This window comes from Streptomyces sp. R44 (genome assembly GCF_041053105.1).
Taxonomy (GTDB): domain Bacteria; phylum Actinomycetota; class Actinomycetes; order Streptomycetales; family Streptomycetaceae; genus Streptomyces.
Genome location: NZ_CP163444.1, coordinates 7,961,101 through 7,981,690, shown reverse-complemented (window position 1 = coordinate 7,981,690; position 20,590 = coordinate 7,961,101). Strand labels below are relative to the sequence as shown.

Genomic DNA, 20,590 nt, shown 5'->3' with positions numbered 1-20,590 from the left:
CCGGCCGGAACGGTCTCAGAGGGCGGGCCGTCCGGTGAGGGCGGCGGGGCTGAGGAGCTCGCCGAGTTCCGCCTCCGTCAGCAGCGCCCGCTCGCGTACGAGGTCGAGCGCGGGTCTGCCGGTGTGATGGGCCTCGACCGCGAGCGCGCAGGCGGTCTCGTAGCCGAGCGCGGGACCGAGCGCGGTCACGAGTCCGGTGGAGGCGGCCACGGTCTCGGCGAGCCGTTCGCGGTTGGCGGTGATGCCCCGCACGCAATGTTCGGCGAGGACGCCGATGCCCGCGGTGAGGTGGTCGAGGCCGGCGCTCAGGCTGCGGTGGATGACCGGCCCGAAGGCGTTGAGCTGGAGCTGCCCGCCCTCGGCCGCGAGCGTCACGGTCACGTCGTTGCCGATGACCTCGAAGGCGATCTGGTTGACCGCCTCCGGGATCACCGGATTCACCTTGCCGGGCATGATGGACGAACCGGCCTGCCGCGCGGGCAGGTTGATCTCGCCGAGTCCGGCCTGCGGTCCCGAGGAGAGCAGACGCAGGTCGTTGCAGATCTTGGACAGCTTCACGGCGACGCGCTTGAGCACCCCGGACAGGTGCACGAAGACGCCGACGTCCTGGGTGGCCTCCACGAGGTCGGGCGCGGACACGAGCGTCGGGATGCCGGTCAGCCGCCCGAGCTCCTCGATCGCCCGCTCCCGGTAGCCCGGGCGGGCGTTGAGGCCGGTGCCGATCGCCGTGCCGCCGAGGCCGAGCTCGTGCAGCAGCGGCCTGACCTCGGCGAGCCGCTGCTCGTCCTCGGCGAGGGTGGCGGCGTACGCCCCGAACTCCTGGCCCAGGGTCATGGGCACGGCGTCCTGGAGCTGGGTGCGGCCCATCTTCAGGACGTCGGCGAACTCGGCGGCCTTGTCCTCGAAGGCGCCGCGCAGGCCGGCCAGGGCGGCGAGCAGTTCGACGAGGTGCGCGTCGAGGGCCAGTTTCAGGGCGGTCGGACAGACGTCGTTGGTGCTCTGGCCGAGGTTGACGTGGTCGAGCGGGTGCAGGACCGCGTATTCGCCGCGGGAGCGGCCGAGGAGTTCCAGGGCGCGGTTGGCGATCACCTCGTTGGCGTTCATGTTCGTCGAGGTGCCCGCGCCGCCCTGGATCAGGTCGACCACGAACTGGTCGTGGAGCGCCCCGGCACGGATCTCGGCGCAGGCGTCCGCGATCGCCGAGGCGAGCGCGGGGTCCAGGGCGCCGACCTCGGCGTTGGCGCGGGCCGCGGCGCTCTTGACCGCCGCCAGGGCGCCGATCATGTGCGGCCGGGAGGCGAGGGTCTCCCCGGTGAGGGGGAAGTTGGCCAGCGCCCGGGCGGTGTGCGCCCCGTAGTAGGCGTCCGCCGGGACGTCGACGTCGCCGAGCATGTCGTGCTCCGTCCGGTGCCGCTCGGGGGTCGGGGTCATCGGGGTCCTTCACTCGGTCGGGGAGGGAGGGCTCGGTCCACGCCGGTCCAGGCCAGCGCCATCGCCCCGTCGAGCAGGGCCCGCTCGGCGGTCCCGCCCACGCAGTGCGCGGCGAACTCGTGCTGGTGGTTGGTGGCCGGCAGGGAGCCGATGCCGATGTAGGGGTGGATGGCCGGCACGACCTGGGAGACGTTGCCCATGTCGGTGGAGGCCCGGTTCATCCGTGCGGCCTGGCCGGGCGGCGCGAACTCCCGGCCCAGGGCGAGGGCGTTCGTACGGTAGTGGCCGAGGGCGGTCTCGTCGGTGCGGAACTCCGCGTACGGCCTGCTCTCGGGCTCGATCCGGAGGTCGCAGCCGGTCGCGAGGGCACCGGCCTCGAAGGCCCGCATGACGCGGGGTTCCAGTGCGGCGAGTTCGGCGAGCGTCTCGGCCCGTACGTACCACCGTCCGGTCGCCCGCTCCGGGATGGCGTTCGGGGCGTCCCCGGCGTGGGTCACCACGCCGTGCACCCGGGCCGAGGCGGGCAGGTGCTGGCGGAGCAGGCCGATCGCGACCTGGGCCACGGTGAAGGCGTCGGCCGCGTTGACCCCGGCCTCCGGGTAGGCCGCGGCGTGCGCGGACTTCCCGGTGTAGGAGATCTTGGAGTGGCTGACCGCGAAGGGGCGGGCCTCGGCGACGTCGACCGGCGCCGGATGCACCATCATCGCGAGGTCGACCCCGGCGAACGCGCCCCGGTCGAGCAGCTCGATCTTCCCGCCGCCGCCCTCCTCGGCCGGGGTGCCGTAGACCTCGACGGTGAGACCCGCGTCGTCGGCGACGGCGGCGAGGCCGAGCGCGGCCCCGACGGAACTCGCCGCGATGAGGTTGTGCCCGCACGCGTGGCCGAGGCCGGGCAGCGCGTCGTACTCGGCGCACAGGGCGATCCGTACCGGCCCGCTGCCGAACCGGGCGTGGAAGGCCGTCTCCAGTCCCAGATAGGACGGGGTGACGTCGAATCCGGCCCGGTCGAGGAGTTCGGGTACGGCGGCCGCGGCCCGGTGCTCCTCCCAGGCGGTCTCCGGGTCGGTGTGCAGCCGCTCGGAGAGGCCGACGAGCTCCTCGGCACGGCGGCGGACCGCGCGCCGGGCCGCTTCCTTCAGGTCCGCCGTCACAGGTCCCCCGGGACGCCGTACGAGGGGGCGGAGGCGGGGTCGAGTCCGCGCCGCACGTAGTCGTCGCGCTGCGGCAGCCAGACGTCGAGGAGTTCGCCGAGCCGGTCGACGGGCTCGTCGGCCCAGTCCACCCGCAGATCGGTCACCCGCCAGTCGACGTCCGCGACGACCGCCAGGCCCGCGGAGTGCACCGGCCCCTCCTCGCCGCCGGCCGCGACGGCGGCCCTGAGGGCGGCGAGGAGACGCTCTTCGAGTTCTCCGGTGGCGGCGGCGTAGGCGTCGACGAGCACGCCGGGGATGTGCGTGCCGGACAGCATGTTGCCGGCGGCCACCGCGCCGTCCGCGGTGGCCGAGGCGTACGTGCCGAGGGTGTGCGCACCGCTGAAGGCGAACCCGGGTCCGGTGCGGCCCAGCACCGTCAACTGGCGGTAGGCGATGGTCTTTTCACGGCCCGCCTCGCCGGTGACCTCGGCCAGGGCGCGTTCCGGGTCGGCGTGTTCGGCGAGGCCCGCGAGGAGGCGCGTGCCGAGCGTGGGGTCGGTGATGTTCTGCGAGGCCGCCGCGCCGACGCCGGGGCGCAGATGGGCGACCCGGGCGAAGACCGCCGGACTCGACGAGCTCGCCACCATGCCGAACCGCGCGCCGTCGCGTACGAGGAGGGAGAAGGTCATGCCGATTCCTCCTGCGGGATCACGGCGATCGCGTCGATCTCGCACAGCCACTCCGGCCGGGCGAGGGCGGAGACGACCAGACCGGTGGAGATGGGGTGCACGCCCTTGGTCCAGCGGCCGACCGTGCGGTACACGGCTTCGCGGTAGCGCGGGTCGATCAGGTAGATCGTTAGCTTGACCAGGTGGTCCATCCGGCTGCCCGCCTCTTCGAGCAGCATCTTGATGTTGGCCATGGCCCGCTCGGCCTGGGCCTCGGCGTCGCCGATGCCCACGGACTCGCTGGTGTCGAGGTCCTGGCCGATCTGGCCCCGGACGTACACGGTGTTCCCTGCGACGACGGCCTGGCAGAGGTCGTTGTCGAGGTTCTGCTCGGGATAGGTCGCGCGGGTGTTGAACGGACGGATCCGGGTGTGCCCGCCGGCGACGATCGGGGGCTTCGGGGGCGTGGAGGTCATGATCCGCTCCTCAGTTCTTCGGGTCGGTGGGGTCGTACGCGAGATAGCCGCGCTGCCGTGCGATGTGGTCGGCGACGAACCGGGCGTCGTGCCAGACGCCCCAGATGAAGCTCGAACCGCGCCGGGACAGCCAGGGCAGGCCCAGGAAGTAGACGCCGGGCTCGGCGGAGACTCCGCGTCGCTGGTCCGGCCGGCCGGCCTCGTCGAACGCGTCGACGTCCAGCCAGCCGTAGTCGCTCGCGAAACCCGTCGCCCACACGAGGGAGGTCACACCCGCCTCGGCGAGGTCGAGCTCCAGGCGGGGGCCGGTCACGCACTCCGGGTCCGGCCCGAGGACATGCGCCTCCGGCTCCTCGGGGAGGTCGAGCCCGTTGCGCTCGACGTACGCGTCGGCGGCCCGGAGGAACTCCAGGTACCGGGCGTCGCCGAAGGCGATGTTCGCGGCGAGGTCCGGCGCGAAGCGCAGCACGCCGTCGCCGTAGGACGTGGTCAGGCCGACGAGTTCGATGCCGGAGGCGGCCAGGTCCCGGAAGTCCACGGTGTGGCCGCCGCGCGCGCCGCTGACCGCGATGGTGACGTGCTCGGCACCCTGGGGAGGGGTCTGCGCGTCCCAGATCCCGAGCACCCCGAGCCACCAGCAGAAGTCGCGTCCGCGGTACGCGCGGGGCGGACGGTCGTGCGGACCGACGGAGAGGAACACCCGGCGCCCGGACCGGCGCAGTTCGTCGGCGATCTGCACGCCGGAGGAGCCGGCCCCCACGACGAGGACCGCGCCCTCGGGCAGCTGCTCCGGATTGCGGTAGCCGCTGGAGTGGATCTGCGTGGGGACGGCGCCGTCCGGCACGACGGGCGGGATCACGGGCCGCTGGAACGCCCCGGTCGCGGCCACGACGAAGCGCGCGTCGATCGTGCCCTGCGGCGTCTCGACGCGGAAGCCGGGCCGGCCGGCGAGCCGGCGCACCGAGGTGACCTCGACACCGCTGCGGACGGGGGCGCCGATCTTCTCGGCGTACGCGACGAAGTAGTCGGCGACCTGCTCCTTCGACGCGAAGGCGTCGGGAGCGACGCCGTCGAACTCCAGGCCGGGGAAGCGGTCGTGCCACGCGGGCCCGTTCGCGACCAGGGAGTCCCAGCGCTCGGAGCGCCACCGCTCGGCGATCCGGTGCCGCTCCAGGACGAGGTGCGGGATGTCGTGGGCGCCCAGGTGCTCGCTCATCGCGACACCCGCCTGGCCGGCCCCGACGACGACTACTTCGGTCTCTTCATGCGGCATGTGTGCCTCCGCTCTCGTGGACTGTGCAACCGCACGGCACATCCTTGGAGCGCTCCGTGGAACTGTCCAACAGATGTTTTTGTTGAGAGTCATCTGATTCGGAGATATACACAGCTCGGACGGCTCTTGACCTCGGTGATCGCCGGGCATTAATTTGCAGCGTCGACCCATGACGACCGAGAGGAGGCGACCGGCGGATGAACACCAGCTCCGACCTGAGCCGCCTCGCCCACACCACGGTCTGGGTTCCGGGTCGCATCGCCCACGGCTGCTGACGACGCCGTTCCGCCGCGCCCGCCCGCGGGCACGCCGACGGCTTCCCCGGTTCTCCCGGCTTCCCTTCACGCTTCCCGGCACGCCCCTGTCGCGTGCCGTTCCGCGCCCGCTTCTCCGCCGTGGCGCGTCTGAACACAGAAAGCTGCCCGACATTGGCGAACATGATGAACCGACCCATCGCGCACGGAATCGAGGGCCCGTCATGGTAGCGGCGCGTATCACCGTCAACGGAGAAGAAGCACCCATCGCACCGGCCGCACCCCACACCACGGTGCTGGACTTCCTGCGCGAGCGCGGCCTCACCGGCACCAAGGAGGGCTGCGCCGAGGGTGAGTGCGGCGCCTGTTCGGTCCTGGTGGCCCGCCCCGGGGTGAACAAGCCCACCGACTGGGTGGCGGTCAACGCCTGCCTGGTCCCGGTCGCCTCGCTCGACGGCCAGGAGATCGTCACCTCCGAGGGTCTCGCCACCGCCGGCGCGCCCGGCACGCCGCCCACCCTGCACCCCGTGCAGGAGGAGATGGCGGTCCGCGGCGGATCCCAATGCGGTTACTGCACACCCGGGTTCGTGTGCAGCATGGCCGCCGAGTACTACCGGCCCGACCGCTGCGCCCACGGGGAGGCGGACGGCGCGGCGGCCGACGCCGAGCACGGTCCGAACGGCTTCGATCTGCACGCCCTGAGCGGCAACCTGTGCCGCTGTACGGGCTACCGCCCCATCCGCGACGCCGCCTTCGCCGTGGGGGCGCCCACCGACGAGGACCCGCTCGCCCGGCGCCGCGAGCAGGCTCCGCCCGCACCGGTCGCCACCGAGTACGCCCAGGACGACAGCGTGTTCGTCCGGAAGGACACCCTGGCCGAGACGCTGCGGGTGCTGCGCGAGCGGCCCGACGCTGTGGTGGTCGCCGGTTCCACCGACTGGGGCGTGGAGGTGAACATCCGGTCCAGGAGGGCGGGGTGTGTCATCGCGGTCGACCGCCTTCCCGAACTGCGGGAGCTGCGGGTCGAGTCGGACGCCATCGAGATCGGGGCGGCGCTGACCCTCACCGAGATCGAGCGACGTCTCGACGGCGAAGTCCCGCTCCTCGCCGAGCTGTTCCCCCAGTTCGCCTCGCGGCTCATCCGCAACGGCGCGACCCTCGGCGGCAATCTGGGCACCGGCTCCCCCATCGGCGACAGCCCGCCGGCGCTGCTCGCGCTCGACGCGTCGGTGGTGCTCGCCGACGCCGACGGTGAGCGCGAGGTCCCCCTCTCCGCGTACTTCACCGGCTACCGGCAGAGCGTGCGCCGTCCCGGCGAGCTGATCCGCGCGGTGCGCGTCCCGCTGCCGCTGTCGCCGGTCGTGGCCTTCCACAAGATCGCCAAGCGGCGTTTCGACGACATCTCCAGCGTGGCGGTCGCGTTCGCGCTGGACGTCCAGGACGGGATCGTCCGCAAGGCGCGCATCGGCCTGGGCGGTGTCGCCGCCACCCCGATCCGCGCGCTCGCCACCGAGGCGGCCCTGGAGGGCAGGCCGTGGACGGCGGAGACCGTCGAGGCCGCGGCCCCTGTGCTGCGCGACGAGGGCACCCCGATGAGCGACCACCGGGCGAGCGCGGCCTACCGCTCCGCGATGCTCGGCCAGAGCCTGCTGAAGCTGTACGCGCGAACCACCGAGGCGGTGTCGTCATGAGCCAGTTGTCCCAGCGTCCCGAGAAGTCCGTCGTCGGTCTCTCGCTGCCGCACGAGAGCGCCGCCCAGCACGTCACCGGCACCGCGCTCTACACCGACGACCTGGTCCACCGCACCAAGGACGTGCTGCACGCCCACCCGGTCCAGGTCATGAAGGCCCACGGCACCATCACCGCGCTGCGTACCGAGCCGGCGCTCGCCGTGCCCGGTGTGGTGCGCGTCCTCACCGGTGCCGACGTGCCCGGCGTCAACGACGCCGGGATGAAGCACGACGAGCCACTCTTCCCCGACGAGGTCATGTTCCACGGCCACGCGGTCGCCTGGGTGCTCGGCGAGACCCTTGAGGCGGCCCGGCTCGGCGCCGAGGCCGTCGTGGTGGAACTCGACGAGAAGCCCTCCCTGGTGACGCTCCAGGAGGCGATCGCCGCCGACAGCTTCCACGGCGCCCGGCCGGTGATGGTGACCGGCGACGTCGACGCCGGCTTCGCCGACTCCGCGCATGTGTTCACCGGGGAGCTGCAGTTCTCCGACCAGGAGCACTTCTACCTGGAGACGCACGCGGCCCTCGCCCACATCGACGAGGCCGGGCAGGTCTTCGTCCAGAGCAGCACCCAGCACCCGTCCGAGACCCAGGAGATCGTCGCGCACGTGCTCGGCCTGCACAGTCACGAGGTGACCGTGCAGTGTCTGCGGATGGGCGGCGGCTTCGGCGGCAAGGAGATGCAGCCGCACGGCTTCGCGGCCGTCGCCGCGCTCGGCGCCAGGCTGACCGGCCGCCCGGTGCGGGTCCGGCTCAACCGGACCCAGGACCTGACCATGTCCGGCAAGCGGCACGGCTTCCACGCCGCGTGGCGGATCGGCTTCGACGCCGAGGGCCGCGTCCAGGCCCTCGACGCCACCCTGACCGCGGACGGCGGCTGGAGCCTGGACCTGTCCGAGCCGGTGGTGGCCCGCGCGCTGTGCCACATCGACAACACGTACTGGCTCCCCAACGCCCGTATCACCGGTCGCATCGCCAGGACCAACAAGGTCTCCAACACCGCCTTCCGCGGCTTCGGCGGGCCCCAGGGCATGCTGGTGATCGAGGACATCATGGGCCGGTGCGCGCCGCTGCTCGGCCTCGATCCGGCGGAGCTGCGGGAGCGCAACTTCTACCGGAAGGGCCAGACGACGCCGTACGGGCAGCCGGTCGTCCAGCCGGAGCGGATCTCGGCCGTCTGGGAGCAGGTCAAGGAGAACGCGGACTTCGCCGACCGCCGGCGCGAGATCGCCGCCTTCAACGCCGCGCACCCGCACACCAAGCGGGCCCTCGCGCTGACCGGCCTGAAGTTCGGCATCTCGTTCAACCTCACCGCCTTCAACCAGGGCGGCGCGCTGGTGCTGATCTACAAGGACGGCTCCGTCCTGATCAACCACGGCGGCACCGAGATGGGCCAGGGCCTGCACACCAAGATGCTCCAGGTGGCGGCGACCACCCTCGGCATCCCGCTGCACAAGGTGCGGCTCGCCCCGACGCGTACGGACAAGGTGCCCAACACCTCCGCCACCGCCGCCAGCGCGGGCACGGACCTCAACGGCGCGGCGGTGAAGAACGCCTGCGAGCAGCTGCGCGAGCGGCTGCTCCAGGTGGCCGCGACCCAGCTCGGCACGAACGCCTCGGACGTACGGATCGTCGAGGGCGTCGCGCGCGGCCTCGGCAGCGACCGGGAGCTGGGCTGGGACGACCTGGTGCGCACCGCGTACTTCCAGCGGGTGCAGCTGTCGGCGGCCGGTTTCTACCGGACGGAGGGGCTGCACTGGGACGCGAAGTCGTTCCACGGCTCGCCGTTCAAGTACTTCGCCCACGGCGCCGCCGCGGCCGAGGTGGAGGTGGACGGCTTCACCGGCGGGTACCGCATCCGGCGGGTGGACATCGTGCACGACGTCGGCGACAGCCTCTCCCCCCTGATCGACATCGGTCAGGTCGAGGGCGGTTTCGTGCAGGGCGCGGGGTGGCTGACCCTGGAGGACCTCCGCTGGGACGCCGGCGACGGGCCGAACCGCGGCCGGCTCCTGACGCAGGCGGCGAGCACGTACAAGCTCCCGAGCTTCTCCGAGATGCCGGAGGAGTTCCACGTCACGCTCCTCCAGAACGCCGGCGAGGAGGGCGCGGTGTACGGCTCCAAGGCCGTGGGCGAGCCTCCGCTGATGCTGGCCTTCTCCGTACGGGAGGCCCTGCGGCAGGCCGCGGCCGCGTTCGGGCCGGACGGGATCAGCGTGGAGCTGGCCTCGCCCGCGACGCCGGAGGCGGTGTACTGGGCGATCGAGACGGCCCGTGACAGGCTCCGCACGGGCGCGGAAGTCCTGAGCGGTGCCTGACATGACGTGGTTCGCCGCGGTCGCGCGGCTGCGGGCACGCCGGGAGTCCGGCGTGCTCGTGACCGTCGCGACCGTGCGCGGCCACGCCCCCCGCGACGCCGGCGCGAAGCTCGTGGTCGGGCGGACCGAGACATGGGGCTCGATCGGCGGCGGGAACGTGGAGGCCGTCGCGATCGACCGGGCCCGGGAGATGATCGCCGCGGCCGAGGCGGAGCCGGAGCTGATGGACTTCGCCCTGAACGACAAGGTGACCAACCGGCACGGGGTGCAGTGCTGCGGCGGCACGGTGTCGGTGCTGCTCGAACCGCTGCCGGTGGTCCGGGCGGTGGCGATCTTCGGCGTCGGGCACGTCGGCCTCGAACTGGCGCGGATCCTGGCCCGTCAGGATCTCGACCTCCATCTGATCGACACCCGCTCCGACGCCCTCGCGGAGGAGCGGCTCGGTGTGCTCGCGGACGCGGTGGCGCAGGTGCGGGTGCACCACACGCCGCTGCTGCCCGAGGAGGTCCTGGAGGAGCTGCCGCTCGGCACCCACGTCCTGATCATGACCCATGACCACGCCGAGGACGCCGCGCTGTGCGACGCCGCCCTGCGCACGCCCCACCTCGGCTCCATCGGTCTGATCGGCTCGGCGGCGAAGTGGGCGCGGTTCCGCAAGCGCCTCTCCACCGAGGGCGGTCACGACGACGCCACCATCGACCGGATCAAGACCCCGATCGGGCTCGCCGACATCAGCGGCAAGGAACCGGCGACGATCGCGGTCAGCGTGGCCGCCGACCTGCTGCGCACCTTCGAGGCCGAGGGGAACTGACTCCTCGGTCCGCATCGGCAGGGGCACCGCGGCTTCGTTGATACCTTTCGTTTGTCGAGTGAAAGTAATCGACTTCACTCGCGACAGAAGGGGAAGTCGGGTGCTGACGGAAGAGCGACGTGAGGCGATCCTGCGCATGGTGGAGCGCCGGGGGACGATCACGGTCAAGGACGTGGCGGCGGAGCTGGGTGTCTCCGCCGTCACGGTCCGGCAGGACGTGCGGGATCTGGCGGGCCGCGGGCTCGTCGTCCGGGTGCACGGCGGCGCGATGTCTCCGGCGGCGGCGGACCAGGCCGTCGCCCCGGGCACGACGGGGGTGGCGGGGACGACGCGGACGACGACGGCGCGGGCGGAGGCGCGCCGGGAGTCCGTCCTCGGTCTGGTCGTTCCGCCGGGGGACTACTACTACCCCGAGATCATCCGTGGCGTGCAGGACGCGGCGCGCGCGCACGGCGTCCGTATCGTCCTGGCGGTGTCCGGGGAGACGACGGCGGACAACCAGGAGCAGGCGCGACGCCTGGTGGCGGCGGGCGCGGACGGTCTGCTCCTGATGCCCCGCGCGGGGCTCGAACCCGCCGAGGAGTGGCCGGCGGGTCTCGACGTGCCGGTCGTGCTCGTGGACCGCAGGGCCGGGGCGCGGGCGGGCCGGCTGGAGCAGGTCGCGTCCGACCACGCCCACGGCGCGGGCCTGGCCGTACGGCACCTCGCCGGGCTCGGGCACGGGCGGATCGCCCTGGTGGCCCGCGCGGAGAGCCCCAACACCCCCCTGATCAGGGAGGGTTACGCGGCGGCCTGCGCGGACCTGGGTCTTCCGACGGGCCCGGAGTACAGCGTCGGCCCGATCGAGGGCTCCACCTCGGCCGAGTGGTTCGAGGAGCTCGTGGGCGCGGTCGAGGCGGGTGACGTCCGTGCCGCTCTCGTCCACAACGACCTGGACGCGGTCACCCTCGTGGGCCTCCTCCAGGCGCGGGGCCTGCGCGTCCCGGAGGACCTGGCCGTCGTGACGTACGACGACGAGGTCGCCGAGCTGAGCGATGTCCCCCTCACCGCCGTGGCACCGCCGAAGCGGGCGGTCGGGGCGTGGGCGGTCGATCTGATGAGGCGCCGCCTGACCGAACCGGAGGCACCCCTGGCCGAGTTGCTGCTCCGCCCCGAGCTCCGGGTACGGGCTTCCAGCGGAGGCCCCGTGGGCGAGCGCCCGGCACCGTAGGGACGGGTCGGGCGGGGCGGGGAACCGACACCTTCACATCACTTGCTTTCGTTTCATGTCGAATGAAGGTGAAAGCATTGACGAAGCATGCGAACTGTCAAATGATGCCGTTCGACGCCCCAGCGAACGATCGGTGCACATCATGCTTCGCAGAACAACGGCCGCCCTGGCCGGATCCGTCGCCGCTCTCTCCCTCCTCGCCACCGCCTGCGGAGGGACGTCCGGCCAGGACGCCCCCTCCGGCAGGGCGACGACGGGGAAGGTCACCTTCTGGTCCTTCCTCAAGGGTTCGGACCATGTGGCCGAGGCCTTCAACCGCACGCATCCCGACATCCAGGTGACCTTCGAGACCGTCCCGTCGGGCCAGGAGTACTACTCCAAGCTCACCAACGCCGTGAAGGCCGGCACCGCCCCGGACGTCGCGGTCGTCGAGTACCCCCACCTGCCGGAGTTCGCTGCCCAGGGCAAGATCGAGGATCTGAGCGGAACGCTCGGCCCGGTCGTGAAGGACAGGTTCCCCGAGGCCGTACGGCAGTTGGTCGACCTCGGCGGCAGGACCTGGGCGGTCCCCCGGGACGCGGCTCCCCTGATGATGATGTACCGGAAGGACTTCTTCACCGCGCACAGGATCGCGGTGCCCACCACGTGGGACGCCTACCGGAACATGACCGAGCAGGTGAGGAAGGCCGACCCGGACGCCCGCGGCGGCGCCCTCTTCACCGACAACCCCGGCCTGCTGACCGCGCTCGCCTGGCAGGCCGGCGGACGGTGGTTCGACGCCGGTCAGGACTCCTGGAAGGTCACGCTCGACGACGGCCCGTCGAAGAAGACCGCCGCCTACTGGGGCGACCTCGCCCGCAAGGACCTCGTCCGCTCGCTGAGCACCCTCGACCCCTTCTGGACGAGCGTCCAGAAGAACCGCACGGTCGCCTACGTCTGCGCGAGCTGGTGCGCCGGAGCGCACCAGGCGACCGTCCCCGACCAGAAGGGCAAGTGGGCCGTGGCGCCCGTGCCCACCTGGGACGGCAAGCCCGCCTCCGCCATGTACGGCGGCTCGTCCTTTGTCGTCCCGAAGGGGTCCCGCAACAGCGGGGCCGCCGCCGAGTTCATCAAGTGGATCACCACCGATCCCGAGGGCATGAAGGCGTGGGTGTCCTCCGGCACCAGCAGCATGTTCCCCGCAGACCCGGCGCTCGTACCGGTCACGAAGGCCGCGTTCGGGACGGCGTACTACGGCGGGCAGGACGTCTACGCGATCGGCAAGGCCTCGTACGACGCGATCCGGCCGGGCTGGACGTGGGGCCCGGCCATGGGCACCACCAACACCGCCCTCGTCGACGAACTCCCCAAGGTCGCCGACGGCACGGTGTCCCTGCCCGAGGTGCTCACCGTGGCCGAGCGGACCACCGTCGCCCAGATGAGGCAGCGCGGCATGCGGGTCACCGCCCCGTAGGACAGCCCCTCCGTAGGACAGCCCCTCCGGCCGGTGCCGGCCACGCATCGACGTCGGCACCGGCGCCCCACCGCCCCACCCCGAAAGGGCCGTCATGGCGACCCCGTCCACCCTCGGACAGCGCAGGACCGCCGCGCTGCTCCTGTCACCGTTCCTCGGCCTCTTCGCGGCCGTCACCCTCGCCCCGCTGCTGTACGCCGCCTGGCTGAGCCTGTTCACCACCCGCACCTCCGGCCTCGGCTTCGGCGGCACCGAGAGCGTCTTCGCCGGCTGGGACAACTACGTACGGGCCCTCACCGACCCGGAGTTCCTCGACGGCTTCCTCGTCGTCGCCGCGTACTGCGCCGTCTACATCCCCGTGATGATCGGCGGAGCGCTCGCCCTCGCCCTGCTGCTCGACTCCGGTCTCGCCAAGGCCCGGACCTTCTTCCAGCTCGCGCTCTTCCTGCCGCACGCGGTACCCGGCCTGATCGCCGCGCTGATCTGGGTCTACCTCTACACGCCCGGCCTGAGCCCGGTGATCGACCTCCTCGAATCCGGCGGCGTCGGCTTCAGCTTCCTGTCCGCCGACCACGCCGTCCTCTCCACGGCCAACATCGCCGTCTGGGAGTGGACCGGCTACAACATGGTCATCTTCTACGCCGCTCTGCAGGCCGTCCCCCGCGAGACCCTGGACGCCGCCAAGGTCGACGGGGCCGGCGCCGTACGGACCGCGCTGTCCATCAAGGTCCCGATGATCCGGCCCGCCGTCGCCCTCGCGGTCCTGTTCACGGTCATCGGGTCGATCCAGCTCTTCACCGAGCCGAAGGTCATCTACAACGCGTCCAGCGCGATCGGCAGCAGCTGGACCCCCAACATGTACGTCCAGACGGCCGCCTTCCAGAACAACGACTTCGGTCTGGCCGCTGCGGCCTCGCTGCTGATCGCCCTGTTCGCCGCCGTGCTGTCGTTCGCCGTCACCCGTATCTCACGCCGCGGGAGCAAGCCGTGACCACGCTGTCCATGCCTTCCAGGCCTTCCTCCAGGCCTTCCTCCACGCCTTCCTCCACGGTCTCCGTCGGGCGCGCCCCCAAGGCGCCCTCGGCGCTGCTGTCCAAGGCCGGGGTGACCGCACTCCTCGGCCTCGCGACCCTCTACACCCTGCTGCCCCTGACGTGGCTGCTGCTGTCCTCCACCAAGAGCCGCGCGGACCTCTTCGGCACCAACGGCTTCGCCCCGGGCCGCGAGATGCACCTCGGGGAGAACCTGGAGCGGCTCTTCACGGCGGACGGCGGTGTCTATCTGCGCTGGGTGCTCAACACCGTGGCGTACGCGGGCGTCGGGGCGCTCCTCGCGGCGCTGTTCGGCGTCGCGGCCGGCTACGCCTTCGACAAGCTCGTCTTCCCGGGCAAGGAGCGGTTGTTCTCGCTCGTGCTGCTCGGCGTGATGGTGCCCGGTACGGCCCTGGCGATCCCCCTCTATCTGCTCGCGGCCGAGGCCGGTCTCGTCAACACCTTCTGGAGCGTGTTCGTCCCCGGCCTCGTCTTCCCGTTCGGCGTGTACCTGGCGCGGGTCTTCAGCGCGGCCTACGTACCGGACGAGGTCCTGGAAGCGGCGCGGATGGACGGGGCCGGCGAGTTCCGTGCCTTCCGCACCGTCGCCCTCCCGATGCTCGCGCCCGGCTTCGTGACCATCTTCCTCTTCCAGTTCACCCAGATCTGGAACAGCTTCTTCCTGCCCCTGGTGATGCTCTCCGACCAGGAGCTGTACCCGGTCAACCTCGGGCTCTACGTGTGGTATTCGTCCGCGCTGTCCCAGGGCCACCCCGAGGACTACCTGCTCGCCGTCGTCGGCTCGCTGGTGGCGGTGGCCCCGCTGATCGCCGTCTTCCTGATGCTCCAGCGGTTCTGGAAGTCCGGCATGACCGCTGGCGCCGTCAAGTAGCCCGTCGACGTAGGGAGTTCTCCCATGAACCCGCACCAGACCATCCGCCCGCGCGCCCTGTTCGCCATGGGCCGGCGCCACCGGGACGCGCTGTTCCCGCCGGAGGGGTGGCGGCGTCTCACCTCGTACGTCGACATCGACCCGGACCACGTCGCCGAGGACCTCGCCCAGGAGCCCTCGCTGGCCGAGGTCGAGCTCCTGATCACCTCCTGGGGCTGTCCCGTCCTCGACGAGGAGGTGCTGGCACGGGCCCCGGCGCTGAAGGCGGTCGTCCACGCGGCCGGCAGCGTCAAGCACCATGTGACCCGGGCGTGCTGGGACCGCGGACTCGCGGTGTCCTCGGCCGCCGCGGCCAACGCCGTGCCCGTCGCCGAGTACACGGTCGCGGCGATCCTCTTCGCCAACAAACGGGTCCTCGACATCGGCGCCCTCTACCGCGAGCGGCGCACGCCGCTCGACTGGTCCCGGCGCTTCCCCGGCTTCGGCAACTACCGGCGGACCGTGGGCGTCGTCGGTGCCTCGCTGGTGGGCCGCAAGGTGCTCGAACTGCTGCGGCCCCACGACCTCGACCTGCTGCTCGCCGACCCCCACGTCGACGCGGAACAGGCGGCGGCGCTCGGCGCCCGGCACGTGGAGCTCGACGAGCTGGTCGCCGCCTCCGACGTCGTCTCCCTGCACGCGCCCGCGCTGGCCGAGACCCGCCATCTGATGGACGCGCGGCGGCTGTCGCTCCTGCGCGACGGCGCCACGCTCGTCAACACGGCCCGGGGCTCCCTCGTCGCCACCGAGGCCCTGACCGCCGAAGCCGTCTCCGGACGCATCCACGCGGTCATCGACGTCACCGAACCGGAGGTACTGCCGCCGGCCTCGCCCCTCTACTCCCTGCCGAACGTCCTCCTGACGCCCCACATCGCCGGCTCCCTGGGCGGCGAACTCCGGCGGATCACCGAGAGCGCCCTCGACGAGGTCGAGCGCTACTGCTCAGGACAGCCCTTCCGGTACGCCGTGCACCACGCGGCCCTCGCCACCTCGGCCTGACGGTCCGAGGCCTTCCGTACGACCCCCGTCCCGCACCACGACCCAAGGAGTCCCCCATGTCGCACTCTCCGTCGATGGGCAGGCGTCAGCTGCTCCGGGCGGGCGGAGCCCTCGGGCTCGCCGCCGCCGCGGCCCCCCTCCTCACGGCCACCGCCCACGCCGCCGCACCGTCCGAGGCCCGCACCACCGTCACCGATCTGGGTCCCGCCATCGAACAGTTCGCGCTCATGAGCGGGATCCTGGTCGGCGACACCGTCTACATCGGCTCCCGCAACCTCACCCCGACCCGCCTGATCGCCTTCCACCTGCCGACCCGCGAGGTCGTGGCCCGGACCGACCTCGGGACGGGGCACTCGGTCCAGGCCCTCGCCGCGGACGCCGACGGCCGGTACCTGTACGCCGGTGTCCTCACCAAGGCCGACGAGGGGCTGCCGAACCTCTTCCGCTGGGACCTCCGCTCGCCGGACAGGCCCGCGGTGGCCGTCGGCCGGACCGAGGACCGCGACATCCGCGAGCTCGCCGTCGCCCCGGACGGCACCGTGTACGCCGTCGGCGGCGTGCCGGGGAAGGCGCCCGCGCTGTGGAGGTACGACCCCGGCACCGGTCTGGTCGCCAGGCTCGGCGTGCCCGACCCGAACGCCACCCTGGCCAGGGCCGTCGCCGCCACGGACACGACCGTCTTCTTCGGAGCCGGCAGCACCCTGGCCGGCGGGGGCGGGGCGAGCAGGGCCTCGCTGTACGCCTACGACCGGGCGAAGGGCACGTTCACCGACGTCACCCCGCCGGAGCTGCGGCGGGATCCCAGCCTGCGCGAACTCGCCGTCTTCGGCGACCGTCTCGTCGTCACCACGGCGGGGTCGACCGAGCCCGCGAAGCTCGCCGTGATGGACCTGGCCGACCTCTCCTCGTACACCGTCACGGCCACGGCGGGGAAGACGGCCAAGACGCTGACGACGGACGGCGAGCGGATCTACTTCGCCGGGGACGCCGGTCTGCACGCCTACACGATCGCCACCCGGAGCATCGCGCCCGTCTGGAACGACGCCGGAGACCTCGGCGAGGTGTGGGGGCTCGACCACCTCGACGGCGGGCTCGCCGTCGTCTCGGGGTACGGCTTCGTGGCCGAGATCGACACCGCCACCGGCACGTCCGTCGTCACCGACCTCGGTCGGGCGGGGGCGCCCGTCACGCCGCAGACCTGCATGGGAATCGCCGCCGACGGCCGGTACGTGTACGTCGGCGGCAACAACGTCATCGCCCGCCACGACCTGGGCGCCGGCGAGGTGCTCAACCTCCGGGCGCCGGGCGAGGCGAAGGACGCCGAGGTGCTCGACGGAGTGCTGTACACGGGTCAGTACAGCTCGCAGGGCATGTGGACGTACGACCCCGCCACCGACGCACAGCCCCACCGGCTCGCGCCGTTCCCGAGCGAACAGAACCGCCCCCTCGACCTGTGCTTCGACGCCGTCAACGGCCTCCTCCTCGCGGGCGCGCAGTCCGACACCGAGGGCGGCGGCTCCCTGTGGACGTACTCCCTCCAAAACGGCAGCAAGGCCGCGTACATCAATCCGATCGACGGGGTGCAGCTGGTGCGCGCCGTCACCACCCGGGAGGGCGTCGCCTACCTCGGGGGCGACAACCCGACCGCGCAGGGCCCGCGCGGCACGCTCGTCGCCTTCGACCCGGTCGCCGGGCGGGAGTTGTGGCGCATCGACCTCCCGGTGGCCACGGGTGTGGCGGCCCTCGCGGTGCACGGCTGCCACCTGTACGGGCTCAGCCGCCGGGGCGGCCTCTTCGTCGTCGACCTGCGGATCCGGCGGGTGGTCCACACCGCCGACCTGCGGGCCCTCTGTCCGGGCTTCGCGGCCATGGTGACCTGTCGGGGCTGGGTCTACGGCGTCTCCGACACCACGCTGTTCCGCGTCCACCCGAGGACGTTCGCCGTCACGACGGTCGTGGCCGGCATCGACGGCGCCTGGTACAGCGGTCCGCACGTCAACACCGACGGCCTCGGGCGGCTGTACACGCTGCGCGGCCACCACCTGGTCCGCGTCGACGACCGGCCGGTCCTGTGAGGGCTTTCGCATGAGGCACGTCATCGCCCTGGACGGGGGCGGAACCGGGGTGCGGGCGGCGCTGGTCGGGCTCGACGGGACGCCGCTGCACGAGGCGCGGCGGGCGTTCGGTCGCGGGTCCGTCGTGGAGTCGGTCCTGCGGTGCGCGGAGGAGCTCCGGGCCGAGGGGCAGAGGCGGTTCGGGACGGGCGCGGAGGCCGCGGGTGTCGCCGTGCCCGGCAGCCTCCGAGAGGTCCCGCTGCGGGAGTTGCTGGGCCGGAGGCTGGGGAGGATCCCCGTCGCGGTGGCGTACGGGGTCCGTGCCGCCGGCCTCGCCGAGGGCCGCCTCGGGGCGGGGCGCGGGGCGGGCGGGTTCCTGTTCGTGTCGCTCGGTCGCCGTGTCGCCGGCGCGGTCGGGACCGGTCGCGGTGTCGAGACCGGTGCCCACGGCGGGGCCGGCGAGATCGGCCACGTCGTCGTCCGCCCCGGCGGTCCCGCGTGCGGCTGCGGCCGGCGCGCCTGCCTGGACGCGGTCCCCTCGCCCGCCGCGGTCGCCCGCGACTGGGCCGCCGCGAGCGGGGCGGCGGACGCCGGCGCCGCCGGCTGCGTCCGGGCCGTCAGGAGGGGGGACGCGGCGGCGGCCGAGGTGTGGCGGGCGGCGGTCGAGGCCCTCGCCGACGGCCTGATCACCGCGCACACCCTGCTCGACTGCCGCACCGTGATCATCGGTGGCGGTCTCGCCGAGGCCGGGGACACGCTCTTCGTGCCGCTGCGCGCCGCCGTGAAGGAGCGCATCGCGTTCCGGAAGCTGCCCGAGCTCGTGCCCGCGGCGCTCGGGGCGGCCGCGGGGTGCCTGGGTGCGGGGCTGCTCGCCGCGGATCTGCTCGCGGTGCCCCCACGCGCCGGTTCGTGCCCGGATCGTGGGGGCGTGCGGACGTCCGGGGAGCCGGCTACAGGCCGCCGGTGAACAGCAGCTTGTTCGGGGTGCCTCCGCTGACGTTGCTCAGCAGACCCTTCGTGGCGTTGTCGTCGATCCACTCGGCGACCTCGGCCGGGGCCGCCGCGGGGTGTTCGGCCTTGTAGAGCGCGGCGACCCCGGCCACGTGCGGGGCGGCCATGGAGGTGCCGTTCTGGGCGATCGAGCCGCCGCCGATCCGCGCCGAGACGATGTCCTGGCCGGGTGCGAAGAGTTCGACGCACGGGCCGTGGTTGGAGAAGGAGGTCTCCTCGTCCCAGATGTTGGAGGCGGCGACGGTGAGCACGCCCTGCGCCGACGCGGGCGAGACGTCGCAGGCGTCCTTCGCCGAGTTGCCCGCCGCGATGACGGGCAGGACGCCCGCGTCGAAGAGCGCCGTGGCGGCGTCGTTCAGGGCGACGGACTTGTCGCCGCCCAGGGAGCCGTTGAGGACGGCCGGCTGCCGGGCGTTCCTGGCGACCCAGTCGAGCCCGGCGATCATGCCGGAGTACGTGCCGCGCCCGTCGCAGCCGAGGACCCGGACGCTCACCAGGGAGGCCTTGCGGGCGACCCCGTACGTCTTCCCGGCGACCGTGCCCGCGACGTGCGTGCCGTGGCCGTTGCAGTCCTGGCCGTAGCGTCCGTCGCCCATCGCGTCGAAACCGAAGGCGGCGCGGCCGCCGAACTCGTCGTGGTGGTAGTCGATGCCGGTGTCGAGGATGTACGCGGTCACCCCGGCGCCGCTGCCACGGGTGGTGAAGTCGTTGTCGAGCGGCAGGTTCCACTGGTTGATCCGGTCCAGGCCCCAGGAGGCGGCCGGGCCGCGGGTCGCCGCCGGCGCGGTCGGCTGGGGCGGCGCGAGCGCCACCGCGTCCTCCTCGACCGAGGCCACCCCCGGGGTGTTCCGGACCACCGCCAGCTGGAGCTCGGTCAGCGGGGCCGCGAAGCCGTTGATGGCCTTCTCGTAGACGAACGTGGGCTTGAGGTTCAGCTGCTCGGCGGCCTGGGCGGCGTCGACCGTCCTGTCGAGGGTGACGATGTACTTGCCGGGCACCGCGTTGGCGGCGGTGACGAGCGGGGCCGGGGTCGGCTCCGGACCGGCGGCGGCCCCGGACGCGGCCGTCGCCGGGGCGGTGACGGTGACGGTGACGGCGGTCAGGGCGACGCTCGCGAGAGCGAGTCTGGTACGTGCGTTCATGCCGGTGAGGCCACCATGCAGAAACGATCACGCCCTACGACATCTCTGAGCGATTCTGATCGATTCCAACGAATGCCGCATTTATCGCCGCAATGTCCATCCGCTAGGGTCACGAGCCCGCGGTACCCGAGATGTCAGGAGACCCCGCATGGCGATCCAGCGGATGGACAACGTCCTCATCGTCGTCGAAGACCTCGACGCCGTCCTGTCGTTCTTCGTCGAGCTCGGCATGGAGCTGGAAGGCCGGAGGCCCCTGGAGGGCCGGTGGGTCGATCGTGTCGTCGGAATCGACGGCTGCCGCGAGGACATCGCCGTGCTGCGCACCCCGGACGGCCACGGGAAGATCGAGCTGGCGAAGTTCCACACGCCGAAGGCCATCAGCCCCGAACCGCGGGACGCGCCGGTGAACACGCTGGGCCTCCGGCGCGTCATGTTCGCCGTGGACGACATCGACGCGACCGTCGCCCGTCTGCGCGCCTCCCACGGCGCCGAACTCGTCGGCGAGGTGGTGCGGTACGAGGACGTCTACCTGCTCTGCTACCTCCGCGGCCCGGAGGGCATCGTCGTAGGCCTGGCCGAAGAGCTCGGCTGACGGCCGCGCGGCCCAACGGCTGTCCTCCGTGCGTGGGCGAGCGAACGTTTCCGCTGTTCCCGCCCACTGACGT

The 20,590-nt window shown here is 72.5% G+C and carries 17 protein-coding genes; 11 read left to right on the top strand and 6 right to left on the bottom strand.

Annotation, left to right across the window (positions count from 1 at the left end; genetic code table 11):
• Positions 1-15: 15 nt before the first annotated feature.
• From AB5J54_RS36990 to AB5J54_RS36970, 5 genes are read right to left on the bottom strand one after another with little or no spacing between them, the layout of a single operon-like run.
• Positions 16-1,431: an aspartate ammonia-lyase gene (locus tag AB5J54_RS36990; protein ID WP_369148313.1), complete on the bottom strand. Its 1,416-nt coding sequence runs from the start codon at positions 1,429-1,431 to the stop codon at positions 16-18.
• Entirely contained in the window at positions 1,428-2,582 is a 1,155-nt protein-coding gene (locus tag AB5J54_RS36985) for a M20 family metallopeptidase (protein WP_369148311.1), read from the bottom strand. Before AB5J54_RS36985 ends, AB5J54_RS36990 begins: the two co-directional genes overlap by 4 nt.
• The gene (locus tag AB5J54_RS36980) at positions 2,579-3,253 is read right to left on the bottom strand and encodes a DUF1028 domain-containing protein (protein WP_369148310.1); all 675 of its coding nucleotides are present in this window, start codon (positions 3,251-3,253) and stop codon (positions 2,579-2,581) included. The genes AB5J54_RS36985 and AB5J54_RS36980 overlap by 4 nt, the downstream gene beginning before the upstream one ends.
• Positions 3,250-3,708, bottom strand: a complete 459-nt coding sequence (locus AB5J54_RS36975) for a RidA family protein (protein ID WP_369148309.1) — start codon at positions 3,706-3,708, stop codon at positions 3,250-3,252. The genes AB5J54_RS36980 and AB5J54_RS36975 overlap by 4 nt, the downstream gene beginning before the upstream one ends.
• 10 nt (positions 3,709-3,718) lie before the next feature.
• The gene (locus tag AB5J54_RS36970; RefSeq protein WP_369148307.1) at positions 3,719-4,981 is read right to left on the bottom strand and encodes a flavin-containing monooxygenase; all 1,263 of its coding nucleotides are present in this window, start codon (positions 4,979-4,981) and stop codon (positions 3,719-3,721) included.
• Between the two features lie 478 nt (positions 4,982-5,459).
• Between AB5J54_RS36970 and AB5J54_RS36965 the strand changes: the two genes are divergently transcribed.
• The 10 genes from AB5J54_RS36965 (at position 5,460) to AB5J54_RS36920 (ending at position 18,739) form a co-directional block, all read left to right on the top strand.
• Positions 5,460-6,926 carry a xanthine dehydrogenase small subunit gene (locus AB5J54_RS36965; RefSeq protein ID WP_369148306.1) on the top strand — a complete coding sequence of 489 codons (1,467 nt, stop codon included), beginning with the start codon at positions 5,460-5,462 and terminating at the stop codon, positions 6,924-6,926.
• Positions 6,923-9,283, top strand: coding sequence for a xanthine dehydrogenase molybdopterin binding subunit (gene xdhB / locus AB5J54_RS36960; RefSeq protein ID WP_369148305.1), 2,361 nt, complete (start codon positions 6,923-6,925; stop codon positions 9,281-9,283). The genes AB5J54_RS36965 and xdhB overlap by 4 nt, the downstream gene beginning before the upstream one ends.
• 1 nt (position 9,284) lies before the next feature.
• Positions 9,285-10,094, top strand: coding sequence for a xanthine dehydrogenase accessory protein XdhC (gene xdhC, locus AB5J54_RS36955; protein WP_369148304.1), 810 nt, complete (start codon positions 9,285-9,287; stop codon positions 10,092-10,094).
• Between the two features lie 100 nt (positions 10,095-10,194).
• Positions 10,195-11,304 carry a LacI family DNA-binding transcriptional regulator gene (locus AB5J54_RS36950; protein ID WP_369148303.1) on the top strand — a complete coding sequence of 370 codons (1,110 nt, stop codon included), beginning with the start codon at positions 10,195-10,197 and terminating at the stop codon, positions 11,302-11,304.
• Positions 11,305-11,446: 142 nt separating this feature from the next.
• A complete protein-coding gene (locus AB5J54_RS36945; RefSeq protein WP_369148302.1) occupies positions 11,447-12,757 on the top strand; it encodes an ABC transporter substrate-binding protein in 1,311 nt (436 codons plus the stop codon).
• A 94-nt stretch (positions 12,758-12,851) separates the two neighbouring features.
• On the top strand, positions 12,852-13,748 hold the full coding sequence (locus AB5J54_RS36940) for a carbohydrate ABC transporter permease (RefSeq protein ID WP_369148301.1): 897 nt from the start codon (positions 12,852-12,854) through the stop codon (positions 13,746-13,748).
• Positions 13,749-13,759: 11 nt separating this feature from the next.
• On the top strand, positions 13,760-14,680 hold the full coding sequence (locus AB5J54_RS36935) for a carbohydrate ABC transporter permease (protein ID WP_369148300.1): 921 nt from the start codon (positions 13,760-13,762) through the stop codon (positions 14,678-14,680).
• Between the two features lie 66 nt (positions 14,681-14,746).
• Complete coding sequence (locus AB5J54_RS36930) at positions 14,747-15,718, top strand: hydroxyacid dehydrogenase (RefSeq protein ID WP_369149576.1); 972 nt, start codon at positions 14,747-14,749, stop codon at positions 15,716-15,718.
• 56 nt (positions 15,719-15,774) lie between these two features.
• Entirely contained in the window at positions 15,775-17,793 is a 2,019-nt protein-coding gene (locus AB5J54_RS36925) for a PQQ-binding-like beta-propeller repeat protein (protein ID WP_369148298.1), read from the top strand.
• 10 nt (positions 17,794-17,803) lie between these two features.
• Entirely contained in the window at positions 17,804-18,739 is a 936-nt protein-coding gene (locus tag AB5J54_RS36920; protein WP_369148297.1) for an ROK family protein, read from the top strand.
• Here AB5J54_RS36920 and AB5J54_RS36915 read toward each other — a convergent pair.
• On the bottom strand, positions 18,723-19,925 hold the full coding sequence (locus tag AB5J54_RS36915; protein WP_369148296.1) for a S8 family peptidase: 1,203 nt from the start codon (positions 19,923-19,925) through the stop codon (positions 18,723-18,725). The two genes, AB5J54_RS36920 and AB5J54_RS36915, sit on opposite strands and share 17 nt — an antisense overlap.
• A gap of 148 nt (positions 19,926-20,073) precedes the next feature.
• Here AB5J54_RS36915 and AB5J54_RS36910 point away from each other — a divergent pair, with 148 nt between their 5' ends.
• A complete protein-coding gene (locus AB5J54_RS36910) occupies positions 20,074-20,517 on the top strand; it encodes a VOC family protein (RefSeq protein ID WP_369148295.1) in 444 nt (147 codons plus the stop codon).
• Positions 20,518-20,590 lie beyond the last annotated feature (73 nt).